Source organism: Novosphingobium sp. AP12, from assembly GCF_000281975.1.
Classification (GTDB): domain Bacteria; phylum Pseudomonadota; class Alphaproteobacteria; order Sphingomonadales; family Sphingomonadaceae; genus Novosphingobium.
Genome location: NZ_AKKE01000040.1, coordinates 1 through 24,954 on the forward strand (window position 1 = coordinate 1; position 24,954 = coordinate 24,954).

The following is a 24,954-nucleotide window of genomic DNA, read 5'->3' on the forward strand; positions in this document are numbered from 1 at the left end:
GGGCTGAGCTGGTGCACGCCGACCGCCGAGAAACTGCTGCAGACGCTGACGCCCGAATGGTCGCGGCACGGCGGCGAGCTGCCGGAACTGCTCGTCGGCCCGCTGTCCCGGCTGCTGTCCGAGGATGCCGCTCCCGGCGCCACGCTGAAGCTCGACCTCGAGGGCGGGCGGACGCTCGAAGCGATCGTCGTCGGCCGTTCGCGCCCCGGCGAACTGCTGGTGCGCATCAACCTGATCGACCCGCAGGCCGATGTCGGCTGCCTGCAGAAACACTTCGGCCTGACCCAGCGCGAAGCCGAGGTGCTTCTCTGGATCAGCTACGGCAAGCCCAACCGCGTCATCAGCGAGATCCTGCTGATCAGTCCCCGCACCGTCAACAAGCACCTCGAACAGGTCTTCGAGAAGCTCGGCGTCGAGACGCGGGCGGCGGCGGCGGCCTTCGCGGTACGGGTGATTTCGCAGTAAGGGCGGATGGTCAGGTCAGAACGAATTCCGTGCGGGCTTCGGTCCGGCCGTTGACGAGGAGTTCTACCGCGTGGACGCCGGGATGATGGCGGCGGGTGCTGAAATCCTTGATGGTCTGGCGGATCGAAAGGCTGGCTGTTTCGCCTGCGCCAAGCTCGAAAGTCTTGAGTTTGAACACTTTGGCACCCGCCTTGCCCGAGGCACGAGCGTAGTGGACACGGTAGTCGACGACCAATCGCTGGGGCGCCGACGCGGTCGAGACCAGCTCCGCCCGGATGGCGATTTCATCGCCCAGACGGACCGTCCCAGGCGACACCGAGAACGACATTAACCGCACCGAGGCGCCATGTGACACGCCGATCAGCGCCAGTGCGCCGGGATCGCCCTGCTTGATGAGCGTGCGCAGCGCATGGCGCACGATCCACTTGGTCCCGGCATCGTCCTGCGGCCAGGTGGCGAGGCGCTCCAGCAGCCAGTCAGGCCGGTCCTTGGCAATGTCGTTGAGGTGGTTGGCGACCGACTTGCGCACATAGACGCTGGGGTCCGCCCGGAGCGCTTCGAGGATCGGCGCCGCCAGCGTGACGTCGGCTTTCAGCGCCGGGACCCGCGCGGCCCAGGGCAGCCTTGGCCGGCTGCCTTCGCTGACGAGGCGGCGGACGTGCTCGTCCTCGCTCGCAGTCCATTCCAGCATCCTGGCCAGCGTCCGCTCCGGCTCGAGGGCGAGGAAGGGGCGGATCGCGAACTCGGCGGTGCCGAAGCGGGTGAGCGTCGCGAGCGCCGCAAGCGACCTGTCGAAATCACCCTGCCCATGGCGCGCGACGAACTCCGTCACGGCGACGGCCTGAAAGCCGTGGGTCAGTTGCGGCGCCATGGCGAGCACGATTTCCAGCGCGGCGGGATATTCGGTAGGGAGTGCCAAGGCCAGGGCATCGGCGATATGGCGCACCCGCTCCATGATCGACAGGCCGTCCAGCCCCTCGGCCGCGGCGCCAAGGAACGCGGCGCTGTCGAAGCGGGGCGAGGCGGCGGTTCCGGCGTCGGCGATCACCCTCAGGGCGGCAGGCCCGAGGATGTCCTTCAGCAGCGCCGGGGTCTGGGGCTCGCTCGCCATCGTGTCGTCCGTTCCTTCGGCGGCCGACTCGATTGCCGCCGGCGCCTGCGCTATAAGCGGGCATCGCCGCCCGTTCCACGTCCTCGTCAGGAAAGTCCCCGCATGGATGAGACCGATGATCTCGGTGCGCTGCCGCCCGACAGCAAGCTGACCCGCTCCAAGCAGCGCTGGGCGAGCGAGCACAAGTTCATCACCGGCACCGAGGCCCGACCCGAAACCGAGCGTCTGCCGCCCGGCCAGCACCGGGTCGAGAACTGGCCCGTGCTCGATCTCGGCAAGCAGCCCGACGTCAGCCTCGAACGCTGGCGCCTGACCGTGGGGGGGATGGTCGCGCGGCCCGTCGCACTGGACTGGGCGGCCTTCATGGCGATGCCGCAATCGCGCGTGCGCACCGACATCCACTGCGTCACCACATGGTCGCGCTACGACAACGACTGGACCGGCGTCTCCACGCGCGACCTGCTCGACGCCGTCCGGCCTCGCGACGAGGCAAGCCACCTGATGCTTCATGGCTACGACGGCTATACCACCAACGTGCCGCTGGCCGACTTCGCGGCGGCGGACGCAATGCTCGTCCACCAATGGCAGGGCAAGCCGCTGACCCGCGACCACGGTGGTCCGGTGCGTCTGGTGATCCCGCACCTCTACTTCTGGAAGAGCGCGAAGTGGATCAACCGGATCGACTTCCTCGGCGCTGACAAGGCCGGCTTCTGGGAGGTCAACGGCTACCACATGCGCGGCGATCCCTGGGCCGAGGAACGCTACAGCTGAGGCGGAGCCAGGGGGCCGAGACGATATCCCGCGCGAAGGCGGGTGGATGGCGGTTCGATGGTCGATGGATTTGATCGATCGACGGACCTTACCGTCCCCATCGCTATCCGCCGCGCGGCGCCGCCACATGCTCTTTGCGAGAGGTATCGCACTGCCGATGCCACCGAAGCCGCAGGGCCGACCGCCTGCCCCCGAGTTTCCACGAAGTTTCGCCACGCCGGGGCTGCCGCGTCGGTTTGTTTCTCTAATATTGCAAATGATTCTCAATTGCTTTAGCTGACCCCGCAAACAGGGGGACACATCATATGCGACATACTCGTAAATTCCTGGCGGCAAGCGCCGTGCTCGGATGGCTGGTCGCCGTCCCCGCCGCCCACGCCGAAACCGACGCGAACACCGAGAATCCCGAGCAGACCCAGGGCACCATCGTGGTCACCGGCGAGCACTACCGGGAGGAGGTCGCGTCCGGCAAGGACACTGTCCCGCTCATCGAAATCCCGCAGGCGATCTCGGTAGTGCCCGCCGAACAGCTCAAGCTGCGCGGCGTCACCCGCATCGCGGACGCGCTGTTCACGGTGGCGGGCGCCTCGCGCAGCAGCACTTATGGCTTCTACGACGCCTATACCCTGCGCGGGTTCGACGCCGCCTATGGCAGCCTGTACCTCGACGGGCTGATCAACGAGGCCGGGGGCGGGGGCAGCAACAATGAGCTGTTCGGGCTGGAATCGGTCGAAGTGGTCAAGGGCCCGGCTTCGGCACTGTTCGGCGGCGGGTCGTTGGGCGGCATCATCAACCTCGTCAGCAAGCGCCCCGTGCTGGGCAGCGCATTCGCGAACTTCAGCGCCTCCACCGGCTCCTACGACCTGTTCGAGGGATCGGTGGACGCCAACCTGCCGCTCAACGCGGAGCACACGCTGGCTGCGCGTTTCGTCGGGCTTTACCGCGATTCCGGCTCGTTCGTCCGCTTCGCCGGGCAGAACCGGATCTATCTCCAGCCCTCGCTGACCTGGCAGGTCGCGCCGTCCACCCGCTTCACCGCGATCGCCACGCTCAAGCGCGACGACGACAATCCCTGGGGCCCGCTGCCCGCCTACGGCACCGTCTTCCCCTTCGACGACGGCACTTACCTCCCGCGCGACTTCGCGGTCAGCAACGGCGGCGACCAGAAGCCCGTCCAGCGCGAGAACCGCAAGACCATCGGCTATTTCCTCGACCACGACTTCACCGATACCCTGCATTTCAGCCAGACCGCACGTTACACGCACCGCACCACCTTCTGGGACCGCTGGATCTTCGCAGACGGCTACCTGGACGACGAAGTGGGCGAGGACGGCAACCCCATTCCCGGCACCGGCCGCACCATCGGCCGCTACTACTACGGGCCCTACGACGAGACCTACAAGTCGGTCCTCGCCGACAACCGGCTGACCTGGAAAGTCAGCACCGGCTTCGTGCGGCACAACCTGCTGGGCGGCGTCGACTATCGCAAGACGAAGTCCCATTACGACAGCGATGCCGATTACGACCCGTCGCACTTCCCGCTCGATGCGCTCGACCCGGACTATTTCGCCCCGCTCAATCCCGTTTCGTCGCCCTATTCCGGCTCCGGCAAAGGTAGCCAGCTCGGCTTCTACGTGCAGGACCACATGGAGCTGGGCGACGCGGTCACGCTGACCTTCAACGGCCGCTGGGACCGCGCGAAGTCCGATGGCGAGTTGCAGACCGCGTTCTCGCCGCGCGTCGGCGCGACCTGGATGGTGGTGCCCGGCGTGTCGCTCTACGGGAGCTGGTCCAAGTCCTTCACGCCGCAGTACGGTTCGCAGGTGGTGCTCGAGGTGGAGGGGGACGGCAATCCCTCCGTCATCGGCCAGGCCCCGCCGGAACGCGGCCGCAACATCGAGGCCGGCGCGAAGTTCGACCTCGCGTCGGCCAACCTCAGCGGCATGGTCTCGGTCTACCAGCTGACCCGCAGCGACGTACTGACCGCCGATCCGCAGTTCCCGATGTACTCGCGCGTCTCGGGAAAGCAGCGCAGCGAGGGTGCGGAAGTCGAACTGCACTGGCGCCCGGCGCAGGGGTTCTCGCTCGACTTCGCCTATGCCTACATCAAGGCGCGCTACGTCGAGGACAGCGATTATCCCGTGGGGACACGCCTTCCCAACATCCCCCGGCACGCGGCTTCGGCCTTCGCCAGCTACGTGGTGCCGGAAGGCATGCTCGCCGGGCTCGGCGGGAACCTGGGCGTCGCTTATACCAGCACGCGCCAGACCTACGATGCATTCCCTTATCCGGGGCAGGACCCGCTGATGGTGCTGAAGGACTACACGCTGGTGAACGGCGGGATTTCCTACGCCTTCTCCTCGTGGGAGGCGCAGGTCAACGTCAACAACATCTTCGACACGCGCTACTTCCCCGATGCCTGCTGCCTCAGCCGCGTGACGCCGGGCGAGCCGCGCAACTGGCGCCTGACGATCCGCAAGTCGTTCTAGCGGAGACACGAAAAGCCGGAGGCGGTGCTCCGCCCCCGGCTTTTTTCATAACTTCCGGTGCCGGTCAGAACGGCAGGTTGTAAAGCCTGACCGCGTTGTCCTGCAGGACCTTCTTCTGGATGGTCCGGTCGTAGCCGCCGAGCACGTCCTTGAGGTGTTCCTGCACGCCCGGATAGAGCGAAGTCGGGTGCGGGAAGTCGGTTTCGAACATGACGTTGTCGACGCCGATGATCTCCAGCAGGTACTTGGGCGCGATCTTCTCGAACCAGAAGGTGCAGTAGAAATGGTCGCGGAAGTAGTCCCAGGGCTGCTTCTTGAGCATGTCGCGCTTGCCTGCCAGCATCTCGCGGAACTGGTGTTCCAGCGCCTCGACCGCGAAGGGCACCCAGCCGGCCCCGCTCTCGATCAGGCCGATCTTGAGCTTGGGGTGCTGATCGAGACGGCCCGAGACCATCCAGTTGCCCAGCGTCGCGGCGTTGCCGATCGAGAACATCGTCGCCACGACCGACAGCGTCTGCTCGAACTGGAAACCTTCCCAGGTCAGCGTGTTGGGATCGATCGCCGCATTGAGGTGGAAGTTGAGCGGCATGCCGGTCGCTTCGCACATCTCGAGGAAGGGCGTCCAGTAGTCGTGGTTGAAGCTCGGCACGCCCACGCGCTCGGGGGTGTCGGGCAGCACGAAGCCGCGCAGGCCCAGGTCGTGGCAGCGGCGCGCTTCGGCCTCGAGCTGCTTCTGGTCCCAGAACGGCAGGTGCGCCATGTTGAAGATGCGCTGGCCCGAGGCTTCCTGGAACTCCGCCGAGGCGTCGTTGTAGATCTGCACGATCTGCAACGCCAGTTCGGGATCGCCGAGGCTCATCAGCGCGCCGGCCTGCGTCACGCCCGAGTTCTGGAAGCCGATCTGGGCATGGACGCCCATGTCGTCCATCGCCGCGAGGCGCGCCTTCAGTTCGTGCCCGCCGGGGTGCGCCTGCTCCAGCTTTGGGAAGGCGAGGCGGCCGAGCAGCTTGTTGTTGTCGGCGCGGATGACGTTGCCGCCCAGCGTGCCGAAGTCACGGTCGCCCACGAACCAGCGGTCGGTGCCGTTGACGCGCTCGACGCGCGGCATCTTCGACTTGAGCGCTGCCGGCGCACGCGAGGTGAACAGCTCGGGCGCCTCGGTGATGTGCGTGTCGGTGTCGACGATCTTGATGCCTTCGAACATCGGATCGAGCCCGCCCGACTGCGAGGCATAGTCTACCTCGCGGATCAGGCCGCCATCCTTGTATCCGTCCGCAGACCAGTATTTGCGTGCCGACTGGGCCAGTTCCTGGGTGTCGTCATCGGCCATTGCGATTCTCCCGAAAAAATAATGTGCTCGTTTCGCAACCGGGCCGGGTCATGACAATCGCGAGGGGCAAGGCAACGCCGCGACGATGAATGGCGATGTCCTGCGAGACGCGGCGGGGGCGCCGATCACTCTGCTTGCGGCCCGAATACCGGTCGGGCATTCATTCGGCCGGGAGAAGACCATGACACAATCGCGAACGCTTGACGACATCCGAGTGGAGTTCGACGCCCCGGACAACGTACCGAAGGATCGCATCGTCGACCTGTCCTTCGCCAACGGCAGCGAACCCAACGACCTGGTCGACCCTTACGAGCCGTTCGCGTGGCTCAACGGGCAGGAGATTCCGCGCCTGCTCTACAATCCGCCGATGCGTTCGGGCCTCGGCGCGATCTCGGGCTCGGGGCGCGGCAACTGGGTGGTCTCGCACTACGAGGACATCGACCGCGTCTATTCCGACAACGATCATTTCTCGAACGCCGGCACTGCGGAGTTCCAGCGCCTGATCGGCGAAACCTTCAAGTCCATCCCGCTGGCGATCGACCCGCCGGACCACTCGAAGTACCGGCTCTACCTGATGCCCTACTTCAGCCCTTCCCGCATCACCCGCGACATCGAGCCGCGCATCCGCCGGATCGTCACCGAGATGATCGACGAAGTCGCGGACAAGGGCGAGGTCGACATGGCCTGGGACTTCGGCCGCGTCTATCCGGTTCGCATCTTCATGGGCCTGATGGGCTTCCCCGACGAGATGTTCGAGCAGTTCCTCGACTGGGAGTGGGACATCCTGCATTCGGGCACGCTGGAAAAGATGCAGGCCGCGCTGCGCGGCGTGCTCGACTTCCTGCGCGCCTTCATCGCCGAAAAGGAGGCGAACCCCGACGAGCACCTGGTCTCCTCGATCGTCCACGGCACAATCCAGGGCCGTGCGCCCACCGAGGACGAGAAGATCGGCATGGTCTGGTTCCTGTGGCTCGGCGGGCTCGACACGGTAGCGGCGACAATCGCGCAGATGTTCCGCCGCATGGCACTGCAGCCTGAAATCCAGCGCAGCATCCGCGAAAATCCGGCGCTCATCAACGGCGCGGTGGAAGAGTTCCTGCGCACCCAGCCGATCCTCTCCTCCACCCGCAGCGCGACCCGCGACTTCGAGTGGCACGGCGTCCAGATCCGCAAGGGCGACTCGGTGCAGTGCCTCAACCCGGCGGGCAACTTCGACCCCACCCGGTTCGAGAACCCGCGCGAGTTCGACCCGGAGCGCCGCGCCAATCGCCACTTCACTTTCGTCGGCGGCGTCCACATCTGCCTCGGCGCACACCTCGCCCGGCGCGAACTGCGCGTGCTGCTGGAGGAATGGTTCGCCCGCATCCCGGAGTTCAGGCCGAAGCCCGGCTCGGACACCAGCGTGTTCCCCGGCCTGCTCTCGATCCGCAACCTGCCGTTGGTGTGGGACGTGAAGTGAGCCGCTCGCCGCATTGAGCGTCGTCCCGGTCGCGCCAGGGACGACGCGAGGTCGGCGCTATGCTTCCGGCACGCGCGGAGTGAAGGCGATGGGCAGGCCCTTGATGCCCCAGACGCCGGGGAACGGCCGCCAGCCGGGCTCGCCGTCGGCGGCCGGGTCGCCCATCGCCTGCGCGACGAGGTGGATGCCTTCCTGCAACTGGGCGCGGGCGATGTATTGGCCGAGGCACATGTGCTTGCCCATGCCGAAGGCGACGTGGCGGTTCTCGGGGATGATCGGGCGGTCGGGGTCGAAGGCGGCGGGCGCCTCGAACAGGCGCGGATCACGGCCCGCGACGTTGAGGTTGAAGAACAGCATCGTGCCCGCCGGAATGCGCACGCCGCGATACTCGACATCCTGCACCGCCTCGCGGAAGGCGGAGCTGGGATTGAACACCCGCAGCGCCTCTTCGACCACGCGGCGGCAGTAGTCGAGGTCCTCGGCGCAGCGTGCGTAGATCCGCGGGCTGCCGAGCATGAGGTGCATCATGAAGGTCAGCACGTTCTTCGAGGTGTCGTACCCGGCCACGAACAGGAAGATCACGAGGTCCGCCAGCTGCCGGTCGGGCACGTCATGCTCCTTGCCGGCATCGAGTAGCATGTCGAGCAGGTCCGCCTCGCTCTTTGCGTCGGGGTTGGCGCGGCGCTCGGCCATCAGATCGTGCGCGAAGGCGTCGAGGTGCTCGAACGCCGCGTCGAGCGCGGGGACGCGGGCCTTGTCCATGCTGAAGGCAAGCCCGAGCGTCTCCATCGACAGGCGCAGGCCGGGTATCGCCTCCACCGGAGCACCGACCATCTGCGCCGTGACGGCGACCGGATAGTAGGAGGCGAACTCCTCGAAATCGATGTGCACGCGGGACTGGTCACGGGGCGTCCAGCTGGCCAGCAGGCCCTGCATCGTCTCGCGCATGATCGGGCGCAGCTGGTTGGCGTAGCGCGGCGTGAACTTGCGCGCGAAGGCGTCGCGCAGCAGGCGGTGCTCGCGGTCGGGCAGCGCGATCATCTGCTCCTGTGCGAAGCGTCCCCAGGGCGAGCCGCGGCATTCCATGATGTCGACCACCCCGTCGAAACCGGGGCGCAGCGCGTCGTCGCGGATCATCAGCTCGCGGATCGCGTGGAGGTCGAACACCGCGAAACCCGCCTCGGTGCGCGCTGCCCAGGGATGCTTCGCGCGCGCCTTGTCGAACTCCGGCCAGGGGTTGGCGGCGAAAGCCGGGTCGTTCCAGTCGAGATGATAGAGATCGAGCTGATCGATATCCTGCATGGCCGCTGCCTCTCCCGCCGCGCGTGGCCGCTCCCTCTCGAACGAGGAGCGTGCCTCACGAGCGTGCGGATATCACGACCCGCCCGGCGCGTGCCCGCGCTGCGACGAAGTTTGCCGCGACCTGCAATCACACAGGCAGCGCCGGTCAAGCGCGGGCCGTCAGTGCAGTTTGAGGCGGGGCCTCACGACGCGGTTGGCATGGCCCACGGCAATGAGCGCCGTGCCCTTGATCCAGCCGTGGATGGCGATGAGGTGCAGGCGGTAAAGCGAGAGGTAGATCAGCCGCGCCAGCCTGCCCTCCACCGCCATGCGACCGCCGACGAGATTGCCCATCAGCGTGCCCACGGTCGAGAACCGGCTGAGCGACACCAGCGAGCCGCGGTCCTGGTAATCGAAGGCTTTCAGCGGCCGGCCTTCCATCAGGCGCCTGAGGTTGTGGTACGCTGTCGTCGCCATCTGATGGGCCGCCTGCGCGCGCGGCGGGATCGGGCGGTCGCGGCCGGGGAGCAGGCAATAGGCGCAGTCGCCCAGCGCAAAAACCTTCGGGTCGGTCGCGCTCTGCAGCGTCGGAAGCACCACGACCTGCCCGGATCGCGAGGTTTCGAGCCCGTCCAGCCCGCCCGCGATCGGCCTGGCCTTGACGCCTGCAGCCCAGACCTGAAGATCGGCAGCGATCATCTCGCCGCTGCCGGTCACCATGCCCTGCGCGGTGCTTTCGACGATGGGCGTCGCGGTGCGGACCCGCACGCCGAGGGTCTCAAGCTCGTGCCGGGCAGATTCGGCGAGCTTTTCCGGCAGCGCGGGCAGGATGCGCGGGCCCGCCTCGATCAGCGAGACTTCCAGGCGGCTGCGGTCGAACACTTCGAGCCCGTAGTGGCTGAGCGCATCGGCGGCGCTGAACAGTTCGGCTGCGAGTTCGACCCCGGTCGCGCCGCCCCCGACGATCGAGACACGCACCCGCGCGTCGCTGCCCCCATCGTTCGTCATGGCGCGCGATACCCGCAGGCACTGGTCGAGCAGGCGGTCCCGGAAGCGGTCGGCATCGACGCGGCGGTCGAGGAAGATGCAGTTCTCCTTCACCCCCGGCGTCCCGAAGTCGTTCGTGACCGAGCCATAGGCGAGCACGAGATAATCGTAGCGTAGCGTCTGCGGCCCGACCACTTCGCTGCCGCGGTCGTCGAGGATTGGGGCGAGGTGGATGCGCTGCGCGGCGCGGTCGATGCCCGCCAGCGATCCCTTGAAGTAGCGGTAGCCCCACCGGTAGCAATGCCCCCGGTAGCCCACCTCGTCGAGGTTCGCGTCCAGTGATCCCGCCGCGACCTCGTGCAGCAGCGGCTTCCAGATGTGGGTGCGGTTCTCGTCGACGAGAATGATGTCGTGGCGCTTGCGGCCGTACCGCGCGCCCAGCCGCGTCGCGAGTTCAAGGCCGGCCGCGCCGCCACCGACGATCACGATCTGGGTCTTCTGCTGAGGCTGCACGCTGCGTTCCTTGCCACGAATCCGGAGTGTCTTGTAGTCCGGCGATGTATGTACTAACTGGTACACATGTGGGGCGGCGATGTCACCGCCCGTTTCTCGTTGCAGCCACGGCAGGCTCGAGCCGCAAGCAAGTGCGGCGCATACTGGCGCGTGCAAGAAAAGAAGGAGGTGCCGCATGTCCGGCACGAATGACCGCGGCTCCCTGCTCGTCCGGGCCTGGCTGTTGCTGCTGGGGATCGTCATCCTCGCGGCGGGCCTGTTCCTGACGGTCGGCGGCGCCAAGCTCGTCAGCCTGGGCGGGAGCTTCTACTTCCTGCTGGCCGGCCTCGCCCTGCTCGCCTCGGGCTTCCTCATCGCCCGCCGCAAGCCGGTGGGCGCGCTGGTGTTCGGCGCGGTGTTCCTGCTGACGATCTTGTGGTCGCTCTGGGAAGTCGGGCTCGAGTTCTGGCCGCTGATCTCGCGCCTCTTGGCGCTGGGCGTGGGCATGACGGTGGTGACCCTCTCGCTGCCGCTGATGCGCCGCGCGCAGGGCTTGGCGCCGAACTGGCGCCCCGCCCTCGCCGTCGCCGCCGTCGTGGGCCTCGGCTCACTCGCCGGCGGTGCGGGCATGTTCGTGCCGCATCCGACCGTGCCTTTCGCCGGCACCGAGGCCGCGATGCTTCGCGTCGATCCCGCGCACGAGCAGAAGAACTGGGAGGCTTACGGCAACACCTCCGGCGGCAGCCGCTTCGCCGCGCTCGACGAGATCAATCGCGGCAACGTGGGCAACCTCAAGGTCGCCTGGACCTACCGCACCGGCGACGTCGCGCAGAGCGACGGCAACGGCGCCGAGGACCAGAACACCCCGCTCCAGGTCGGCGACACCGTGTTCGTCTGCACGCCCCACAACAACGTCATCGCCCTCGACGCCGACACCGGCCGCGAGAAGTGGAAGACGCTCATCAACGCCCGCGCCTCGGTGTGGATGCGCTGCCGCGGCCTCGCCTACTTCGACGCCCGCGCGCCGCTGCAGCAGCCCAGCGTGCCCGGCTCCACGCCGGTGACGGCAGCGCTCGTACCCGAGGGTGCGCCTTGCCAGCGCCGCATCCTGATGAACACGATCAACGCCCAGCTCGTCGCACTCGATGCGGACACCGGCAAGTTCTGCCCCGGCTTCGGCGCCAATGGGCGCGTCGATCTCAAGGCGGGCCTCGGCGATGCGCCCGATCCGCAGTACCAGCTGACCTCCGCGCCGACGCTGGCAGGCACCACCGTCGTCGTCGGCGGCCGTGTTGCCGACAACGTGCAGACCGACATGCCCGGCGGCGTCATGCGCGGGTTCGACGTCGTGACCGGCAAGCTGCGTTGGGCCTTCGACCCCGGCAATCCGGCGATCACCGGCATGCCCGCGCCGGGCCAGACCTACACCCGTTCGACGCCCAACGTCTGGGCAGCGATGTCCTACGACCCGGCCTCCAACACCGTGTTCATGCCGGTGGGCAGCGCCTCGGTCGACCTCTACGGCGTGACCCGCAGCGCGCTCGACCACAAGTATGGCGCCTCGATGCTCGCGCTCGACGCGACGACCGGCAAGGAAAAGTGGCACTACCAGACGGTCCACAACGACCTCTGGGACTTCGACCTGCCGATGCAGCCCACCTTCGTCGACTTCCCTGTCGCAGGGCGCGGCAAGGTTCCGGCGCTGGTCTTCGGGACCAAGTCGGGCCAGCTCTACGTGCTCGACCGCGCCACCGGCCGGCCGCTCACCAAGGTGGTCGACACCAAGGTCAAGGCCGCCGACATCCCGAACGAGCCCTACTCGCTCACCCAGCCCAAGTCGGTGGGCATGCCGCAGATCGGCGCGCAGACGCTCACCGAAGCGGACATGTGGGGCGCCACGCCGTTCGACCAGCTGATGTGCCGCATCGCCTTCAAGGGCATGCGCTACGAGGGGCTGTTCACCGCGCCGGGCACCGACAAGTCGCTCGCTTTCCCCGGCTCGCTGGGCGGCATGAACTGGGGCGGCCTGTCGGTCGATCCCACCACCAACACCATCTTCGCCAACGACATGCGCCTTGGCCTGTGGGTCCAGATGTTCCCGCAGACGCTGGAGCAGAAGGCGGTCAAGTCATCGGGCGGCGAGTCCCCCAACACCGGCATGGGCAGCGTTCCCATGAAGGGCACGCCCTACTCGGTGACCAAGGACCGCTTCCTCTCGGTGCTCGGCATCCCGTGCCAGGCGCCGCCGTTCGGCACGCTGACGGCGGTCGACATGACCACGCGCAAGGTCAAGTGGCAGGTCCCGGTCGGCACCGTGGAGGACACCGGCCCGCTCGGCATCCGCATGGGCCTGCCGATCCCGGTCGGCATGCCGACGCTGGGCGGCACGCTGGCGACTCAGGGCGGCCTCGTCTTCATCGCCGGCACCCAAGACTTCTACCTGCGCGCGTTCGACTCAGGGAGCGGCAAGGAGTTGTGGAAGGGCCGCCTGCCCGTCGGCAGCCAGGGCGGACCGATGACCTACAAGTCCCCGCGCACCGGCAGGCAGTACGTGGTCATCACCGCCGGCGGCGCCCGCCAGTCGCCCCAGCGCGGCGACTACGTGATCGCTTACAAGCTGCCGTGAGGCGCAAGGGGCGGGCCTCAGGGTCCGTCCCGTTTTTTCCGAACAGGAGGGGGCCATGCGCCGCCGCATCACTCTACTCGCGCTGGCCGGTGGCTGCGCGCTGACCGCCGCCGCCCCTGCATGGGCCGACGACGCTGCTGCCGACGATCAGCCGACCGCCAAGCCCGCTGCCACCACCACCGCCCCGCATGCCGCCGCGACGGCGAAGCCGCCGCAGGCCCGTCACCCGCGCGACACGGCTACGGGCGATTGGGGCGGCTTGCGCACCCGGCTCAAGGACGCTGGCGTGAGCATCCGCGCGGACTACGTTTCGGAGACCTTCTCCGCCGTCGACGGAGGGCTGCGCCGCGGCACGGCCTATACCCAGCAGATCCGGGCGGGCGCCGACTTCGACATGGACAGGATCGCCGGCTTATCCGGCGGCACCATCCACCTGACCCTCAACGATCGGCGCGGCGTGGGCCTCTCGTCCGACTTCGTGGGCAACCGCCTGCCCATCCAGGAAGCCGCTGGCGGCCCTTACGCCCGCCTTAGCGAAGCGAGCTACGAGCAGGACATCGACGGCGGCAGGCTCAACCTGCGCGTGGGTTTCTTCGCCATGGGCAACGACCTGGGCGGCATGCCGATCGGCTGCAATCTGGTAAATGCGGCGTTCTGCGCGCATCCCCTCTCGATGTCGGGCAACAGCGGGTGGTACAACTACCCCAACGCCCGCTGGGGCGCTGCCGTGCGCTACCGGCTACGCCCCGACCTCGCGATCCGTACCGGCGTCTATCAGGTGAACCCCCGCCTCGGCGAGGAGGAGAACGCCTTCAAGCCCTTCGTCGGCGGTACGACCGGCGTCCTGCTCCCGATCGAGGCCGAGTACGATCCCGGCACCGCGCCCGGCAGTCACGCCATGCCCGGCCACTACAAGCTGGGCTTCTACTACGACACCTCGACCGCACCCCGGCAGGCAAACCCCGGCACGGTCGGCGGCCGTTTCGGCGGCTACATCCTCGCCGACCAGATGATCCTGCGCGACGGCGGCGACAACGGCGCACGGGGCCTGTCGGTCTTCGGCCAGTTCACCGCCAACCCTGAGGCCTCCGCCCAGATCACCCGGTGGTACGCGGCCGGCCTCGTCAAGATCGGCACCTTCGCGGGCCGCGATGCCGACACCGTGGCGCTCGGCGTCGTCCACGCGCAGGTCAACGAACGCCTCCGCGCCGCCCATGCCGATGCGCCCGCAGCGGAGGGCTACGCCAGCCTCCCACAGGGCGAGACCGCCATCGAGCTGAGCTACGGCTTCCAGGTCCGCCGCTGGCTGAGCATCCGGCCGGACGTGCAGTACATCGCCGATCCCGGCGCCTTCAGCTACCGCGAGACCGACAATGCGCTGGCGCTGGGCGTTCAGGTCAAGATGCAGATCTGAGACGATACACCCCATTGCCCGCGCGGCCCTGCTGAGGCCATAGGGACGACCATGAAAGCCACCAGCTTCACCGAACGCAATCGGCAGGACATCATCAAGGTCGCCACTGCCCACTTCGCCGACAAGGGCTTCGCCGGTGCCCGCGTCGACGAGATCGCGGCGGCGACGGCGACTTCCAAGCGCATGATCTACTACCACTTCGAGAGCAAGGAGGGCCTCTACCGGGCCGTTCTGACCGAAGCCTATCGCGGCATCCGCTCGGCCGAACTGGACGCAGGGCTGGAGGACATGCCGCCCCTCGCCGCGCTGGAACGGCTGACGGCGCTGACCTTTGACTACCATTTCCACCACCCCGAACTCGTCCGCCTGGTGATGGACGAGAACATGCGCCGCGCCCCTCACGTGGGCAGCGTGGTGGAGGCGCACAACGAAATGGTCCTGCCCAGCACCCGCGCCCTGATCGAGCGCGGCGTGGAAGATGGTAGCTTCCGACCGGGCATCGACGCCGTCGATCTGCACATGACCATCAGCGCACTCGCGTTCTACTTCGTGTCCAACCGCTATACTTTCGCCGCGCTGTTCAAGGCCGATACCATGAGCGAGGAAGCCGCCGCCCGCCGGCGCGCGCAGGTGGTCGCGACCGTGCTGGCCTATTGCCGCGCAGCCTAGTGGCGAAATCGCAGCGCAACATTATGACGGCCCGCCGCCCCACCGGGAATCCACCGGGCCTTACTTCGTTCGAACCGCACAACAGATACGATATAAGCTGGACGAATCGCGGCGCTCGTATTACCATGTTGCCAATTAGTATTACCTACATGGTTGACCAAGTATTACGAGGGCTCGGCGTATGGAAGGCGTTCGCGTAGGTAACAGGATCATCGGCGCCCAGGCGCCGGTAACCATCGGTTGGGAAAACATTCCCAAGGTGGAAGGCAACCGGTTGAAGGTCCTCTTCTTCACCTGGTTCCAACCTGCGGTACTCTTCGCTCTGATCGCGTTCTGGTACTACGCGCCCAATTCGATCGCCAAGGCATCGACGGCGATCGGCATCGGCCTCGGCTTCCAGGTGCTCCTGCTGGGAATGGAATGGGCCTTCCCGCGCCACGAGAGCTGGACCCTGACTTGGAAGGAACTCGTCACCGACCTGTTCTACGTAGGGCTTGGCTACACTTTCCTGCGCATGATCGACGGCTACATCGGCGGCGACGTCATGATCGAGGCCGTCCAGAAATCCTTCCACTGGGACAAGTTCGCCTGGTTCACGGGTATGCCGCTGCTGCTGCAGGCATTCTTCATCTCGTTCATCTTCGATTTCGGGCAGTACTGGATGCATCGCGGCATGCATAACTGGTATCCGCTCTGGCTGCCCCATTCGGTGCATCACTACATCACCCAGCTGAACATCAACAAGGGCGCGGTCGGCAACCCCGTCGAGTTGTTCCTGATCGGCCTCGGCATCGGCGGGTTCTTCGACTTCGTGCCGAGGGCCTTCCTTCTCGCCGGTGCGGTGGGCCTTGCGGTCGGAAGCTACCAGCACATCAACGTGCGCTTCAACTCGCCGCGCTGGTGGCGCTTCCTGTTCAACACGACCGAGCATCACAGCATGCACCACTCGCAGGACTTCGAAGCCACCCGCAGCAACTATTCCGGCACTTGGATCTTCATCGACCGCATGTTCGGCACCTGCCTCGACGGCGAAGCGGAACTGCTGGGCATGGAAGGCGGCCGCCGCATGGGCATCCGCGAGCAGATGACCTTCCCCTTCACCGAAGGCTGGAAGTCGCTCAAGCAGCGCTTCGGCAAGCAGCCATTCGCCGAGACGGCGGTCCCGGCCGAGTAACGGGACCGGCTCGCCCGGTAACGCCCACACACCCCATCTGTCACGCCCCGGCCGCCGCGGCGACCGAGCGGTCCTGCCTGAGCCCTGCCGCCGTGGCGGCATCGGAAAACTCTCCCGACTGGAGATCACATGAACTCGCGTTACATAGACTGGATCTGGCACATCCGGGGCAGTCTGGCGCTCGCTCCCCAGCAATCGAGCGACGAAGCCTTCGACAGGCTCCGCCCCCTGTTCCGCGAGACCGGCACCAGCCACGAGCAGGACAGCGACACTCTGACCTTCCGCAAGAAGGACCAGGCGGCGCAGGACAAGATGGCCGTGTTCGACGGCGGCGTCCTGCAGGTCGAACGGGGCGAGGCCGGATCGGTTCTGCAGTATCACCTGACCAGCCGGGCCTTGCTGTTCTGTTTCCTCGCCCCTCTGCTGTTCCTTGCCTTCGGACATCTGACCATGGCGATCGGCAAGTTCGAAAAACCTGCCGCCAAGACCGAAGAGAAGAAGAAGCCGGAAAAGGCACAGGCACCGATGAACCCGATCGACAAGTTCCTGGGCGCGCCCGCGCCGGATTCGCCCGAAAAGAAGAAAGCGGACAAGGCGAAGGAAAAGGCCGAGGACAAGGAGGACGAACACTCGCCCACGACCGCCTATGTCTTCGCCTCGATCTTCGCCGTGCTCTATGTCATCGGCCGCATTCTCGAAGATCGGAAGATCAAGAACCTGTTCAGAAAGAAGTTGCTGCAGGCGTAGACCCGTCGGCGATCGGGAAACCGGCCGTCCATACCTGCGCAAGTCCGGCCTGATGTCGATCTCGGCTGACCGACCGCGTACCGCCGGGATGCAGCGAATACCCTGGTGGTTCGTTGGATCACCATGCGACCCTCCGTTTCCATGTCCGACCCGATCAAGCAGGCCATTCGACGCCGGGTGGTCGGCATATTCAACGACACCGAACGGGGCGAGCAGCCGGTGGCGAGGAGTTCGAACGCGCTGTTCGATCGCACCTCGATCGCCTGGCGCGTCCACGGCGACGTGGGCACCATGATGGTGGGAGGCATCGCCGGCCTCCTCATGCAGATGCTCCACCCCAGCGTCCTCGCGGGGGTCTGGGATCACTCCAACTTTCGCGCCGACATGCATGGCCGTCTTCGCCGCACGGCCCGCTTCATCGCCACCACGACTTATGCCGACCGTGCCCAGGCCGAGGCGCTGATGAAACGCGTGCGCGCCATTCATGACGGAGTGAAAGGCGAACTGCCCGATGGCACACCTTACGAGGCGAATGATCCCTCTCTCCTGGCATGGGTCCATGTCACCGAGACCCGCAGCTTCCTCGATGCGTGGATCCGCTACGGCGAGCCGTGGATGTCCCGCCCGGATCAGGACAGGTACTTCGCGGAGATGGCATCGATCGGGAGCAAGATGGGCGCGTACCCAGTGCCTCGCTCACGCCTCGAGGCGGACCGCCTGATCGGTGCCATGCGCCCGCATCTGAAGGCGGATGAGCGAACCGCCGAAGTTGCGAGGCTGATCCTTCACGCCCCCACGTCCAAAGGGCTGGCAGCGCTGCCGGGAAGGCTCGCCGCTCAGGCCGGCGTCGATCTCTTGCCCCGCTGGGCCCGCGAACTTCATGGCCTCTCGCCGGCTCCCCTCGAAAAGCCGCTGGTTCGCGCCGGCACGCTGGGCGTGGCCCAGGCACTGCGCTGGGCATTCCGGTGATGGGCAAGGAACCCGGCCTCGACGAGCTCCATCGATCGATGCAGGAAGCGGCGGAGCAAGGCGATTTCGAGCGCGCGGCCCTGTTGCGCGATCGTATAAGTCTCCTGCGCGGTGTGCCGGACGGCGCTTCGACGGGCGATTTCGATCCCTCCGGCCTCGTTCGTCAGCAGCCGGGAGCCATGGGATTGGGAACCAGCCAGCAACATGTGACGCCGCCTGCCGGATGGACGCCGCCCAAAAAGCCGGACCCGATGACCAGTGGCCGCCGCCGCACCCGCAAGGGCAAATCCTGATACGCCTGGCCGGCGATGGGCACGCCGGCCCTCAACTCTTCCTAACTACGATGTCCGCCATCCAGTTGAGGGGAGCATGCATCCCGTGCCTGCGCGCGAGGCGGGCGATGACACCGTTGCGCGCGTCGGCCTCGGTAGGCCGGCCCGCGAGACGATCCGCCAGTATCGAGTTGACCGAGTCTGCCGGCCCCGCGCGATACCCCTCGACCACCTCGTCGGCCAGCGCATCATCCAGAGCGGCGCCTTCGGCCCTCCCCACCATGACGCATTCCCGCACCAGCGCGCGCATAAGGTCTGCCACCTCCGCGTCGTTCACAATACCGGCGGGCTTGAGGGTGAGCGCGCTGGCTGCGCCCGCGCAGTTGATGGCGAGCTTCTTCCACGCCGCCGTCAACCAGTCGCCGGTCACCCGGACATCGATGGGACTGTGGGCGAATAGATCCACGAAGGCCTCGCCGTTAGGACCTGCCGGAACGATCATGCTGCTACTGCGCCGCTGTACTACCACGCCGGGAGCGCTGCGCTCGGCAGGAATGTCGACGATCGCCGGGACCACGCAGTCGGAGGGGAGCGCGGGAAAGCGGGAGAGATGCTCGACCCCGTTCTGCAGGATCGCGACCCGCGTATCCGGGCCCATCAAGTGTTCCAGCCAGAGCGAGGCGCCGTCGGCGTCGTAAGCCTTGGTGACGACGATCACCCAGTCAACCGGCGTAGCGGCCGCGGGGGCCGACAGGATGCGCGGCCGGCTCTCCAGCACGCCTGTCGGCGTTTCCACTCGCAGGCGTTCGAACTGCGTGCGAACGCAGAGGGATACGTCGAGCCGGTCGTCGTGGATCAGCCACGCGCCCACTGTCGCGCCAACCGCGCCCGCTCCAACGACGGCAACTCTCGTCATGTCATTTCTCCGCCCGGCTTCATCGACGATGGAGACCTTCGTCCCCGTCGTGCCGCGCCACGTACCAACGATACAAGCGCAGGCCCGCATAGGCAGCCGACGCCAGTGCCAGTCCGGCCAGTACCACGTGCTCCACCGACCGCAACCGGCCGAATACGGCTTCCACGCCCTGGCCGAATATATAGCCGAGAGCCGTGAACAGCGGTCCCCATATCGCTGCGGCGACAAGGTTCAGCGCCATGAAATGCAAGGTGCGGATCCTGGACGTTCCCGCCGCCGCCGGGCTGATGGTTCTCAGGCCGTAAAGGAACCGGAAACTCAGGATGAAGATGGTCGGGTGCCGCTCCAGCCGGTCCATGGCGTTGGCGAACGCCGGACGCGCGACGATCCGCCGCAGCCACGGGGACTGCCGGAAATGCCGTCCGGCGAAGAAGAACACCTGATCCGCCACGAACGAGCCCCCGCTTGCCGCCAGTGCCGCTTCGACCGGATCGATCAGTCCGCGATGCGCCAACAGCCCGCCCAGCAGGACCACCGTTTCACCCTCGATCCCCGCCCCCAGGAACAGGGCCAGCAGGCCGTAGCGCAGGACGATGGTTTCGAGCGTCATTGGGGACACTTGCCCGATGGCGCTGCCGGCGACCAGCCCCTACCGGTACTCTGCCGGCATGGGAGTGGCGTCATCGGATATTGCGCCTAGTATGGGCCTTGATGACTGAAACGTTCCTGCAATCGGGTACGATCTACTACGCCTGCGAGTGGCTGATACGTATCCTGATGCTCATGGTGATCCCGCTGCGCCGGACGCCGGAAGCCACGCGCAGCTGGCTTCTGCTCATCTTCTTCCTCCCCATTCCGGGACTGCTGCTCTACCTGGCGATCGGCCGGCCGCGCTTTCCCCGCTGGCGAGGGCAACGCTTCGAGACTGCCGCATCGATCCTGTCGCCTCGGTTGCAGCCGCTCCAATGCGTCGACGCGCCGGGCGAGGCGGCGAGGCTCGCCGCGAAGCTCGGAGGATTTCCGGCCGTTTCGGGTAACTCCGTCGAACTGTTGGGCGATTATGACGGGACCATCGACCGTCTTATCGAGGATATCGACGGGGCTCGTTCCCATGTCCGGCTGCTTGTCTACATCTTCGCGGACGATGCGACAGGCAGCCGCGTCGCCGCCGCCCTGGCGCGGGCAGTGGAACGAGGGGTGGCCGTGCACGTGATGTTCGACCCCGTCGGCTCGCACCGGTGGAAGAAGGGCGCGCTGGCCATGCTCGCCGCCACAGGTGCGCAGGTCCGGGAGGCGTTGCCCTTCCACTGGCTGCGGGAGCGGACGCGGCGTGACATGCGCAACCACCGCAAGCTGTTCCTCATCGACGGAACGATCGGATACGCCGGATCGCAGAACATCGTCGACAAGGGTTTCCGCACGGGCATCGAGAACCGTGAACTCGTGGCCCGCGTGACCGGTCCCGCCGTCGCCGAGATGACGGCGGTCTTCCTGTCGGACTGGTTCCTGGAAACCGAGGTGATGCTGGACGATGGCGTGACGATACCGGCTTCGACCGGCAACGCACAGGCACAGCTTCTTCCCAGCGGGGCAAACTATCCGCTCGAGGGGTTCCAGACCTTGCTGATCGGGCAGCTTCACCGCGCCGTCCGCCGCGTGGTCATCACCTCGCCCTACTTCATCCCGGACGAGAGCCTCCTTGAAGCGATGCGCACGGCGGTTCTTCGCGGCGTCGAGGTAGACCTGATCGTCTCCGCCGTGGTCGATCAGCCGCTCGTGAGCCTCGCCCAGCGTTCCTACTACGACGACATCCTGCGCGCCGGGATCAGGGTCCATCTGTACCGCGACTACCTCCTCCACGCCAAGAACGTCAGCATCGATGGCGAACTGGGCATCGTCGGCTCCAGCAACGTCGATTTGCGATCGTTTCAGCTGAACGAAGAGGTCAGCCTGCTGCTCCATGACCGGGGAAGCATCGGTGCTCTGGAAACTGTGCAAGCCGGTTACATCACGGACAGCGACCCCCTCAGCATCGAAGCATGGCGGAAACGGCCCCGCATCCGCAAGATCGCCGAGAACATCGCGCGATTGGTCAGCCCCCTGCTCTGAAGAACACCTGATAGAGCCATCCGTCGGTTGCGACGCCGAAGCACGCGGCGGCCATGGCCTGTCTCCCGACAAGTATCAGCAAACCGGGAACATGGCGGAAACCGTCGCGGCGAAAGCACCGAGATGCACTGCCAGTTCGCTTGCGAAAGGGGGGCGGACGATCGCATGATGGTCTACATCGGCGACGATGCGGGTGGTCAGCCCCTTCAGATGGCGCCTCCAGCCAATGAAGCCGTCGACGTTGAGGAAGCGGTTGATATACCTTTGGTTGTGGCAACTCACGATCATCGCTGGTCCGTCGAAATCCCGTGGGACATGATCGTGCGCCGCCTTGAGGAATGACCGCGCCACGCCGCGCTCCGCAGCCGGCACCCATGCCGGCAGAGTCGTCGAACGCTTGCGCATGAGGTAGGCGCCGAAGGCGTTGCGCTTCTTCAAGGCAGCGCGGGCCGTCTCGACCAGGCCGTACCGTTCACGCTTCCGGTGCCAGGCGGCGCGGATCCACTTCCATGTGGCGCCCAGCGAATGACGCGTACCCGTGTTCGGCGCGTCGACGAGAACGAGCCCCACGTCATCACCGTCAAGGCGCAGGCGACAGGCGAGTTCATGCGCGAAGCGCCCGCCGAAGGAATAGCCGAGGATTAAGTACGGCCCTTCCGGCTTGCGTTCGCCGATGGCCTGCATGAAACGCACCATGATCGCGTCCATGCTCATGTCGCTGCCGTCGCTGACCGCCGGGCTTATGGTCAATCCATAGAGCGGCTGGCGCGCCACCAGTTCGCGGGCAAGCGAGATGTAGCTGAGCGGGCGGCCATGCACATCGGGAACGCAGAAGATCGGAATTCCCACGCCCTGCTTCTGCAGCGCCACGAGCGGCTCGTCGCCGGCTGCCGGATCGTTCTCCAGCGCTTCCTGGAGCAACCTCGGGGTGGGTGCATGCGCCAACAGGGCCGGGGAAATGGCGCGCCCGAGCACCTGCTCCAATGTGAGGGCGACATTGACCGAGGCCAGCGAATTGCCACCAAGCTCGAAGTAATCGTCATCGAATCCGACATCGCTGATGCGCAGTTCCGCCGCGATGACATCCGCCGCCGCGCGGGCGATCGGGGACAACTCATCCGGCGAAGACGACGGCCGCGGCGGCTCAAAAAGAGCGGGGAGCGCATTCCGGTCGATCTTGCCGGACATCGTCTCTGGCAGCGCCTCCGCCTTGTGCAGCCAGTCGGGCAGCATGTGCTGGGGCAACCATTCGCCGAGGCGCGAGCGGACATCGGCGAGCGTGAGCCCGTCGGTCTCGTCACCGGCTACGTAGGCGACCAGCCGCTCCTTGCCTTGCGGGTCCGATGCAAGGGCGACCGCCGCCTGGCGTACGCCGAGAAGGCCCAGCAGATGCGTCTCGATCTCGCCGGGCGCGATACGGAAGCCCCGCAGCTTGATGAAATCGCCCTTCCTTGCGACGAACTCGACGGTGCCTCCCCGCCACCTACCGATGTCGCCCGTCCGGTAGAGCCGCTGTCCGGGATTGTCGGGATCGGCGATGAAGCTCCGGGCCGTCTGCTCCGGATCATTGACGTATCCGCGCGCCAGCATCGGGCCGGCAATGTGGATTTCCCCCTCCTCGTCGCCGACGACAGGCGAACCGTCATCGCGCAGGATCAGGATGACCGCATCGCAGATCGGCTCTCCCAGTTCGGGATCGGAGGCGGCGGTGCGGGGGACATAGGCTACGGTGCTGCAGGTCGTCGCCTCGGTCGGCCCATAATGATTGAATATTCGTTCGACGCTGCTGCGAGCATACAGCTTCTGGACCAGACCGATGGAGAGCTTTTCCCCGCCGACGTTGATGGCAAGGACGCTGTCGGGAATCTGGCCGGCATCGGCCAGTTCGGCAAGCACGGATGGCACCGTGTTCAGCATGGTCGGCCGTTCCCCGGAGAGGAATGGCTCCCTGGGGTGTTCCTTCAGCAGGACTGTCCCGCCCGAGGTGAGGGGGCCGAATATTTCGAAGACCGAAGGGTCGAAGCATATCGAAGATGCTGCCACGACCCGTGACAGTTCCTGCTTGGTGTACGTGTCCGCCGCCCAGGCCATCATGCGCGTGGCGGTATGTTCCAGCATCACTCCCTTGGGCTGGCCCGTGGAACCGGAGGTGTAGATCACATAGGCCAGGGACCTGCCGTCCCCGCGATCGACAAACGGAGGACGCTCCGCAGCGCCGCGCGGCGGCGAAGCCCAGGCCCCGCCCTCGGAGATGTCGAGCACTTGTCCGTCGAAGTTGCCGAATATGTCGCGCTGTACGTCGGTCAGCAACGCCCGGGCGCCGCTGTTATCCATCATGTATCTCAGGCGTGCTTCGGGATAGGCCGGGTCGAGCGGCAGATATGCGCCGCCCGCCTTGAGAATGCCCAGAACACCGGCCACCAGGTCGAAGGATCGCGCCATGCAGATGCCGACGAGACGTTCCGGCCCAACCCCCATCGCAAGCAGGCGATGGGCGATCCGGTTGGCGCGGTCGTCCAGTTCGGCATAAGTGATGAAGCTGCCGCGGTGCTCCACCGCTACTGCCTCGGGAGTGCGCTTCGCCTGGCGCTCGAAACCGTATTCGAGCCGTGTCTCGACGCCGGACCGCATGCTGCCGATTTTCAGCGCCTCGTCGAGCATCGCTGCATCCCGGACAAGGTACGCGGAGCAGTGGCGAAGATCGGGGCTGCCAATTCGTCCCCTCGGCGCGCCAGGTTACGCGCTTGCGGGGTTCGCTGCATTTATCCTGGCCGCAGAAGTGTGGCCGAGCGCCTCGACCCGGCTATGTGCAGCCTGGCCGAAACGCTGCAGATAATTCTCCAGGCAACGCGGGTCACTCAGCATGAACGGAGCATCGAAAACCGTCATGCGCCGGATCGCCAAACTAATGACAGGTGCCTGCAAGGCGCGAAAATCGGGGTTGTGGACGCCTGAGGCCGGGCAGTCGGGGTAGAACTCTCCGATCATGAGGCCCTGGCCGACGAACATGGGCTTGAGCTGTTTCTGCACCCGCTCGATCAACTCGGCACCGGCTCTTGCCGGCAGGTGGGAGAATACGACGATGACCGCGCGGTACATTTCCTCCTCATGCCCCACGGGATCGTCGAACTCGGGGAAATAGGACCGGACGGTGTCGATGCCCTGTAGCAAGTCCCGCTCGTCTATCTCTTCGCGGTCGCAAAGCGCGATCTGAAGCATCCCCTTCTTCGTGGCACCGGCCGCGAACGGGCATACGGGGCCCGTGCGTCCGAGATCGGGATGTCCCGCACGCAGGAAATCCAGGACATACTTGCAAATGGAAATCAGGGCCTGCCGAGTCACGGAACCGCCCGGAGCGTCCGTCTCGCGCATGACTTCGTCTACGGTCCGCAAGGAGGAAAACAGGCCGTCTTCGCACCAGACGCGGGGACCGGCGCCGAAGGTTTCGTCTCGCATGCCTTCTCCATGATAGCCTGACACCGGATCGGTCATACAAATCAGGAGAGGATAGGACCTCCGAATGCGTAGAAATCATAACGGACATTCGGATTAACACTTTTTCTCACCGTCCTTGCGCCCCTGAATAAGCGCACCAGTGTCTGGGCAAGCCCTCTCCCCCACGTGTCTTTATCACTGGCAAGATACGGTCGGAAACCCTTGAATCCGCCGGGTT

At 66.2% G+C, this 24,954-nt stretch carries 20 protein-coding genes; 12 read left to right on the forward strand and 8 right to left on the reverse strand.

The window, feature by feature from the left end; genetic code table 11:
- The coding region (locus PMI02_RS07740) for a helix-turn-helix transcriptional regulator (protein ID WP_007681176.1) at positions 1-465 on the forward strand (465 nt) is incomplete at its 5' end.
- 10 nt (positions 466-475) lie between these two features.
- On the opposite strand, the gene PMI02_RS07745 is transcribed toward PMI02_RS07740, so the two are convergent.
- The gene (locus PMI02_RS07745) at positions 476-1,576 is read right to left on the reverse strand and encodes a DNA alkylation repair protein (protein ID WP_007681179.1); all 1,101 of its coding nucleotides are present in this window, start codon (positions 1,574-1,576) and stop codon (positions 476-478) included.
- Positions 1,577-1,678: 102 nt separating this feature from the next.
- Between PMI02_RS07745 and PMI02_RS07750 the strand changes: the two genes are divergently transcribed.
- Positions 1,679-2,347 carry a sulfite oxidase-like oxidoreductase gene (locus PMI02_RS07750; protein WP_007681181.1) on the forward strand — a complete coding sequence of 223 codons (669 nt, stop codon included), beginning with the start codon at positions 1,679-1,681 and terminating at the stop codon, positions 2,345-2,347.
- A gap of 305 nt (positions 2,348-2,652) precedes the next feature.
- On the forward strand, positions 2,653-4,836 hold the full coding sequence (locus PMI02_RS07755) for a TonB-dependent siderophore receptor (protein WP_007681184.1): 2,184 nt from the start codon (positions 2,653-2,655) through the stop codon (positions 4,834-4,836).
- Positions 4,837-4,900: 64 nt separating this feature from the next.
- On the opposite strand, the gene PMI02_RS07760 is transcribed toward PMI02_RS07755, so the two are convergent.
- Positions 4,901-6,166, reverse strand: a complete 1,266-nt coding sequence (locus PMI02_RS07760) for an amidohydrolase family protein (protein WP_007681186.1) — start codon at positions 6,164-6,166, stop codon at positions 4,901-4,903.
- A 181-nt stretch (positions 6,167-6,347) separates the two neighbouring features.
- Here PMI02_RS07760 and PMI02_RS07765 point away from each other — a divergent pair, with 181 nt between their 5' ends.
- Complete coding sequence (locus PMI02_RS07765) at positions 6,348-7,625, forward strand: cytochrome P450 (protein ID WP_007681188.1); 1,278 nt, start codon at positions 6,348-6,350, stop codon at positions 7,623-7,625.
- 57 nt (positions 7,626-7,682) lie between these two features.
- On the opposite strand, the gene PMI02_RS07770 is transcribed toward PMI02_RS07765, so the two are convergent.
- Both PMI02_RS07770 and PMI02_RS07775 read right to left on the reverse strand, forming a co-directional pair.
- Positions 7,683-8,927, reverse strand: a complete 1,245-nt coding sequence (locus PMI02_RS07770; protein ID WP_007681190.1) for a cytochrome P450 — start codon at positions 8,925-8,927, stop codon at positions 7,683-7,685.
- Between the two features lie 159 nt (positions 8,928-9,086).
- Complete coding sequence (locus PMI02_RS07775; protein ID WP_007681198.1) at positions 9,087-10,406, reverse strand: NAD(P)/FAD-dependent oxidoreductase; 1,320 nt, start codon at positions 10,404-10,406, stop codon at positions 9,087-9,089.
- Between the two features lie 175 nt (positions 10,407-10,581).
- Here PMI02_RS07775 and PMI02_RS07780 point away from each other — a divergent pair, with 175 nt between their 5' ends.
- From PMI02_RS07780 to PMI02_RS07810, 7 genes are all read left to right on the forward strand, one after another.
- Positions 10,582-13,011: a membrane-bound PQQ-dependent dehydrogenase, glucose/quinate/shikimate family gene (locus tag PMI02_RS07780; protein WP_007681199.1), complete on the forward strand. Its 2,430-nt coding sequence runs from the start codon at positions 10,582-10,584 to the stop codon at positions 13,009-13,011.
- 55 nt (positions 13,012-13,066) lie between these two features.
- Positions 13,067-14,425 (forward strand): carbohydrate porin, encoded by a 1,359-nt coding sequence (locus tag PMI02_RS07785; protein WP_007681200.1) that lies wholly within the window; start codon positions 13,067-13,069, stop codon positions 14,423-14,425.
- Between the two features lie 51 nt (positions 14,426-14,476).
- Positions 14,477-15,094: a TetR/AcrR family transcriptional regulator gene (locus PMI02_RS07790; RefSeq protein WP_007681202.1), complete on the forward strand. Its 618-nt coding sequence runs from the start codon at positions 14,477-14,479 to the stop codon at positions 15,092-15,094.
- A 181-nt stretch (positions 15,095-15,275) separates the two neighbouring features.
- Entirely contained in the window at positions 15,276-16,268 is a 993-nt protein-coding gene (locus PMI02_RS07795; RefSeq protein WP_007681203.1) for a sterol desaturase family protein, read from the forward strand.
- A gap of 129 nt (positions 16,269-16,397) precedes the next feature.
- Positions 16,398-17,015 carry a hypothetical protein gene (locus PMI02_RS07800; protein WP_007681205.1) on the forward strand — a complete coding sequence of 206 codons (618 nt, stop codon included), beginning with the start codon at positions 16,398-16,400 and terminating at the stop codon, positions 17,013-17,015.
- A gap of 123 nt (positions 17,016-17,138) precedes the next feature.
- Complete coding sequence (locus PMI02_RS07805) at positions 17,139-17,984, forward strand: oxygenase MpaB family protein (protein WP_007681206.1); 846 nt, start codon at positions 17,139-17,141, stop codon at positions 17,982-17,984.
- Positions 17,984-18,277 (forward strand): UvrB/UvrC motif-containing protein, encoded by a 294-nt coding sequence (locus PMI02_RS07810; protein WP_007681207.1) that lies wholly within the window; start codon positions 17,984-17,986, stop codon positions 18,275-18,277. Before PMI02_RS07805 ends, PMI02_RS07810 begins: the two co-directional genes overlap by 1 nt.
- Positions 18,278-18,308: 31 nt before the next feature.
- On the opposite strand, the gene PMI02_RS07815 is transcribed toward PMI02_RS07810, so the two are convergent.
- Both PMI02_RS07815 and PMI02_RS07820 read right to left on the reverse strand, forming a co-directional pair.
- Positions 18,309-19,172, reverse strand: coding sequence for a 2-dehydropantoate 2-reductase (locus tag PMI02_RS07815; protein WP_007681208.1), 864 nt, complete (start codon positions 19,170-19,172; stop codon positions 18,309-18,311).
- Positions 19,173-19,191: 19 nt separating this feature from the next.
- Entirely contained in the window at positions 19,192-19,782 is a 591-nt protein-coding gene (locus tag PMI02_RS07820) for a DedA family protein (protein ID WP_007681209.1), read from the reverse strand.
- Between the two features lie 101 nt (positions 19,783-19,883).
- Between PMI02_RS07820 and cls the strand changes: the two genes are divergently transcribed.
- Complete coding sequence (gene cls, locus PMI02_RS07825) at positions 19,884-21,281, forward strand: cardiolipin synthase (RefSeq protein ID WP_007681210.1); 1,398 nt, start codon at positions 19,884-19,886, stop codon at positions 21,279-21,281.
- Between the two features lie 75 nt (positions 21,282-21,356).
- On the opposite strand, the gene PMI02_RS07830 is transcribed toward cls, so the two are convergent.
- Positions 21,357-23,942, reverse strand: a complete 2,586-nt coding sequence (locus PMI02_RS07830) for an amino acid adenylation domain-containing protein (RefSeq protein ID WP_007681211.1) — start codon at positions 23,940-23,942, stop codon at positions 21,357-21,359.
- A gap of 75 nt (positions 23,943-24,017) precedes the next feature.
- A complete protein-coding gene (locus PMI02_RS07835; RefSeq protein WP_007681213.1) occupies positions 24,018-24,737 on the reverse strand; it encodes a DUF6875 domain-containing protein in 720 nt (239 codons plus the stop codon).
- Positions 24,738-24,954: the final 217 nt, after the last annotated feature.

Excerpts from the sequence above, each read along its gene's own strand:
- PMI02_RS07745 (WP_007681179.1), bottom strand. The coding sequence starts at position 1,576 with ATGGCGAGCGAGCCCCAGACCCCGGCGCTGCTGAAGGACATCCTCGGG.
- PMI02_RS07750 (WP_007681181.1), top strand. The coding sequence starts at position 1,679 with ATGGATGAGACCGATGATCTCGGTGCGCTGCCGCCCGACAGCAAGCTG.
- PMI02_RS07755 (WP_007681184.1), top strand. The coding sequence starts at position 2,653 with ATGCGACATACTCGTAAATTCCTGGCGGCAAGCGCCGTGCTCGGATGG.
- PMI02_RS07760 (WP_007681186.1), bottom strand. The coding sequence starts at position 6,166 with ATGGCCGATGACGACACCCAGGAACTGGCCCAGTCGGCACGCAAATAC.
- PMI02_RS07765 (WP_007681188.1), top strand. The coding sequence starts at position 6,348 with ATGACACAATCGCGAACGCTTGACGACATCCGAGTGGAGTTCGACGCC.
- PMI02_RS07770 (WP_007681190.1), bottom strand. The coding sequence starts at position 8,927 with ATGCAGGATATCGATCAGCTCGATCTCTATCATCTCGACTGGAACGAC.
- PMI02_RS07780 (WP_007681199.1), top strand. The coding sequence starts at position 10,582 with ATGTCCGGCACGAATGACCGCGGCTCCCTGCTCGTCCGGGCCTGGCTG.
- PMI02_RS07785 (WP_007681200.1), top strand. The coding sequence starts at position 13,067 with ATGCGCCGCCGCATCACTCTACTCGCGCTGGCCGGTGGCTGCGCGCTG.
- PMI02_RS07790 (WP_007681202.1), top strand. The coding sequence starts at position 14,477 with ATGAAAGCCACCAGCTTCACCGAACGCAATCGGCAGGACATCATCAAG.
- PMI02_RS07795 (WP_007681203.1), top strand. The coding sequence starts at position 15,276 with ATGGAAGGCGTTCGCGTAGGTAACAGGATCATCGGCGCCCAGGCGCCG.
- PMI02_RS07800 (WP_007681205.1), top strand. The coding sequence starts at position 16,398 with ATGAACTCGCGTTACATAGACTGGATCTGGCACATCCGGGGCAGTCTG.
- PMI02_RS07805 (WP_007681206.1), top strand. The coding sequence starts at position 17,139 with ATGCGACCCTCCGTTTCCATGTCCGACCCGATCAAGCAGGCCATTCGA.
- PMI02_RS07810 (WP_007681207.1), top strand. The coding sequence starts at position 17,984 with ATGGGCAAGGAACCCGGCCTCGACGAGCTCCATCGATCGATGCAGGAA.
- PMI02_RS07815 (WP_007681208.1), bottom strand. The coding sequence starts at position 19,172 with ATGACGAGAGTTGCCGTCGTTGGAGCGGGCGCGGTTGGCGCGACAGTG.
- PMI02_RS07820 (WP_007681209.1), bottom strand. The coding sequence starts at position 19,782 with ATGACGCTCGAAACCATCGTCCTGCGCTACGGCCTGCTGGCCCTGTTC.
- cls (WP_007681210.1), top strand. The coding sequence starts at position 19,884 with ATGACTGAAACGTTCCTGCAATCGGGTACGATCTACTACGCCTGCGAG.
- PMI02_RS07830 (WP_007681211.1), bottom strand. The coding sequence starts at position 23,942 with ATGCTCGACGAGGCGCTGAAAATCGGCAGCATGCGGTCCGGCGTCGAG.
- PMI02_RS07835 (WP_007681213.1), bottom strand. The coding sequence starts at position 24,737 with ATGCGAGACGAAACCTTCGGCGCCGGTCCCCGCGTCTGGTGCGAAGAC.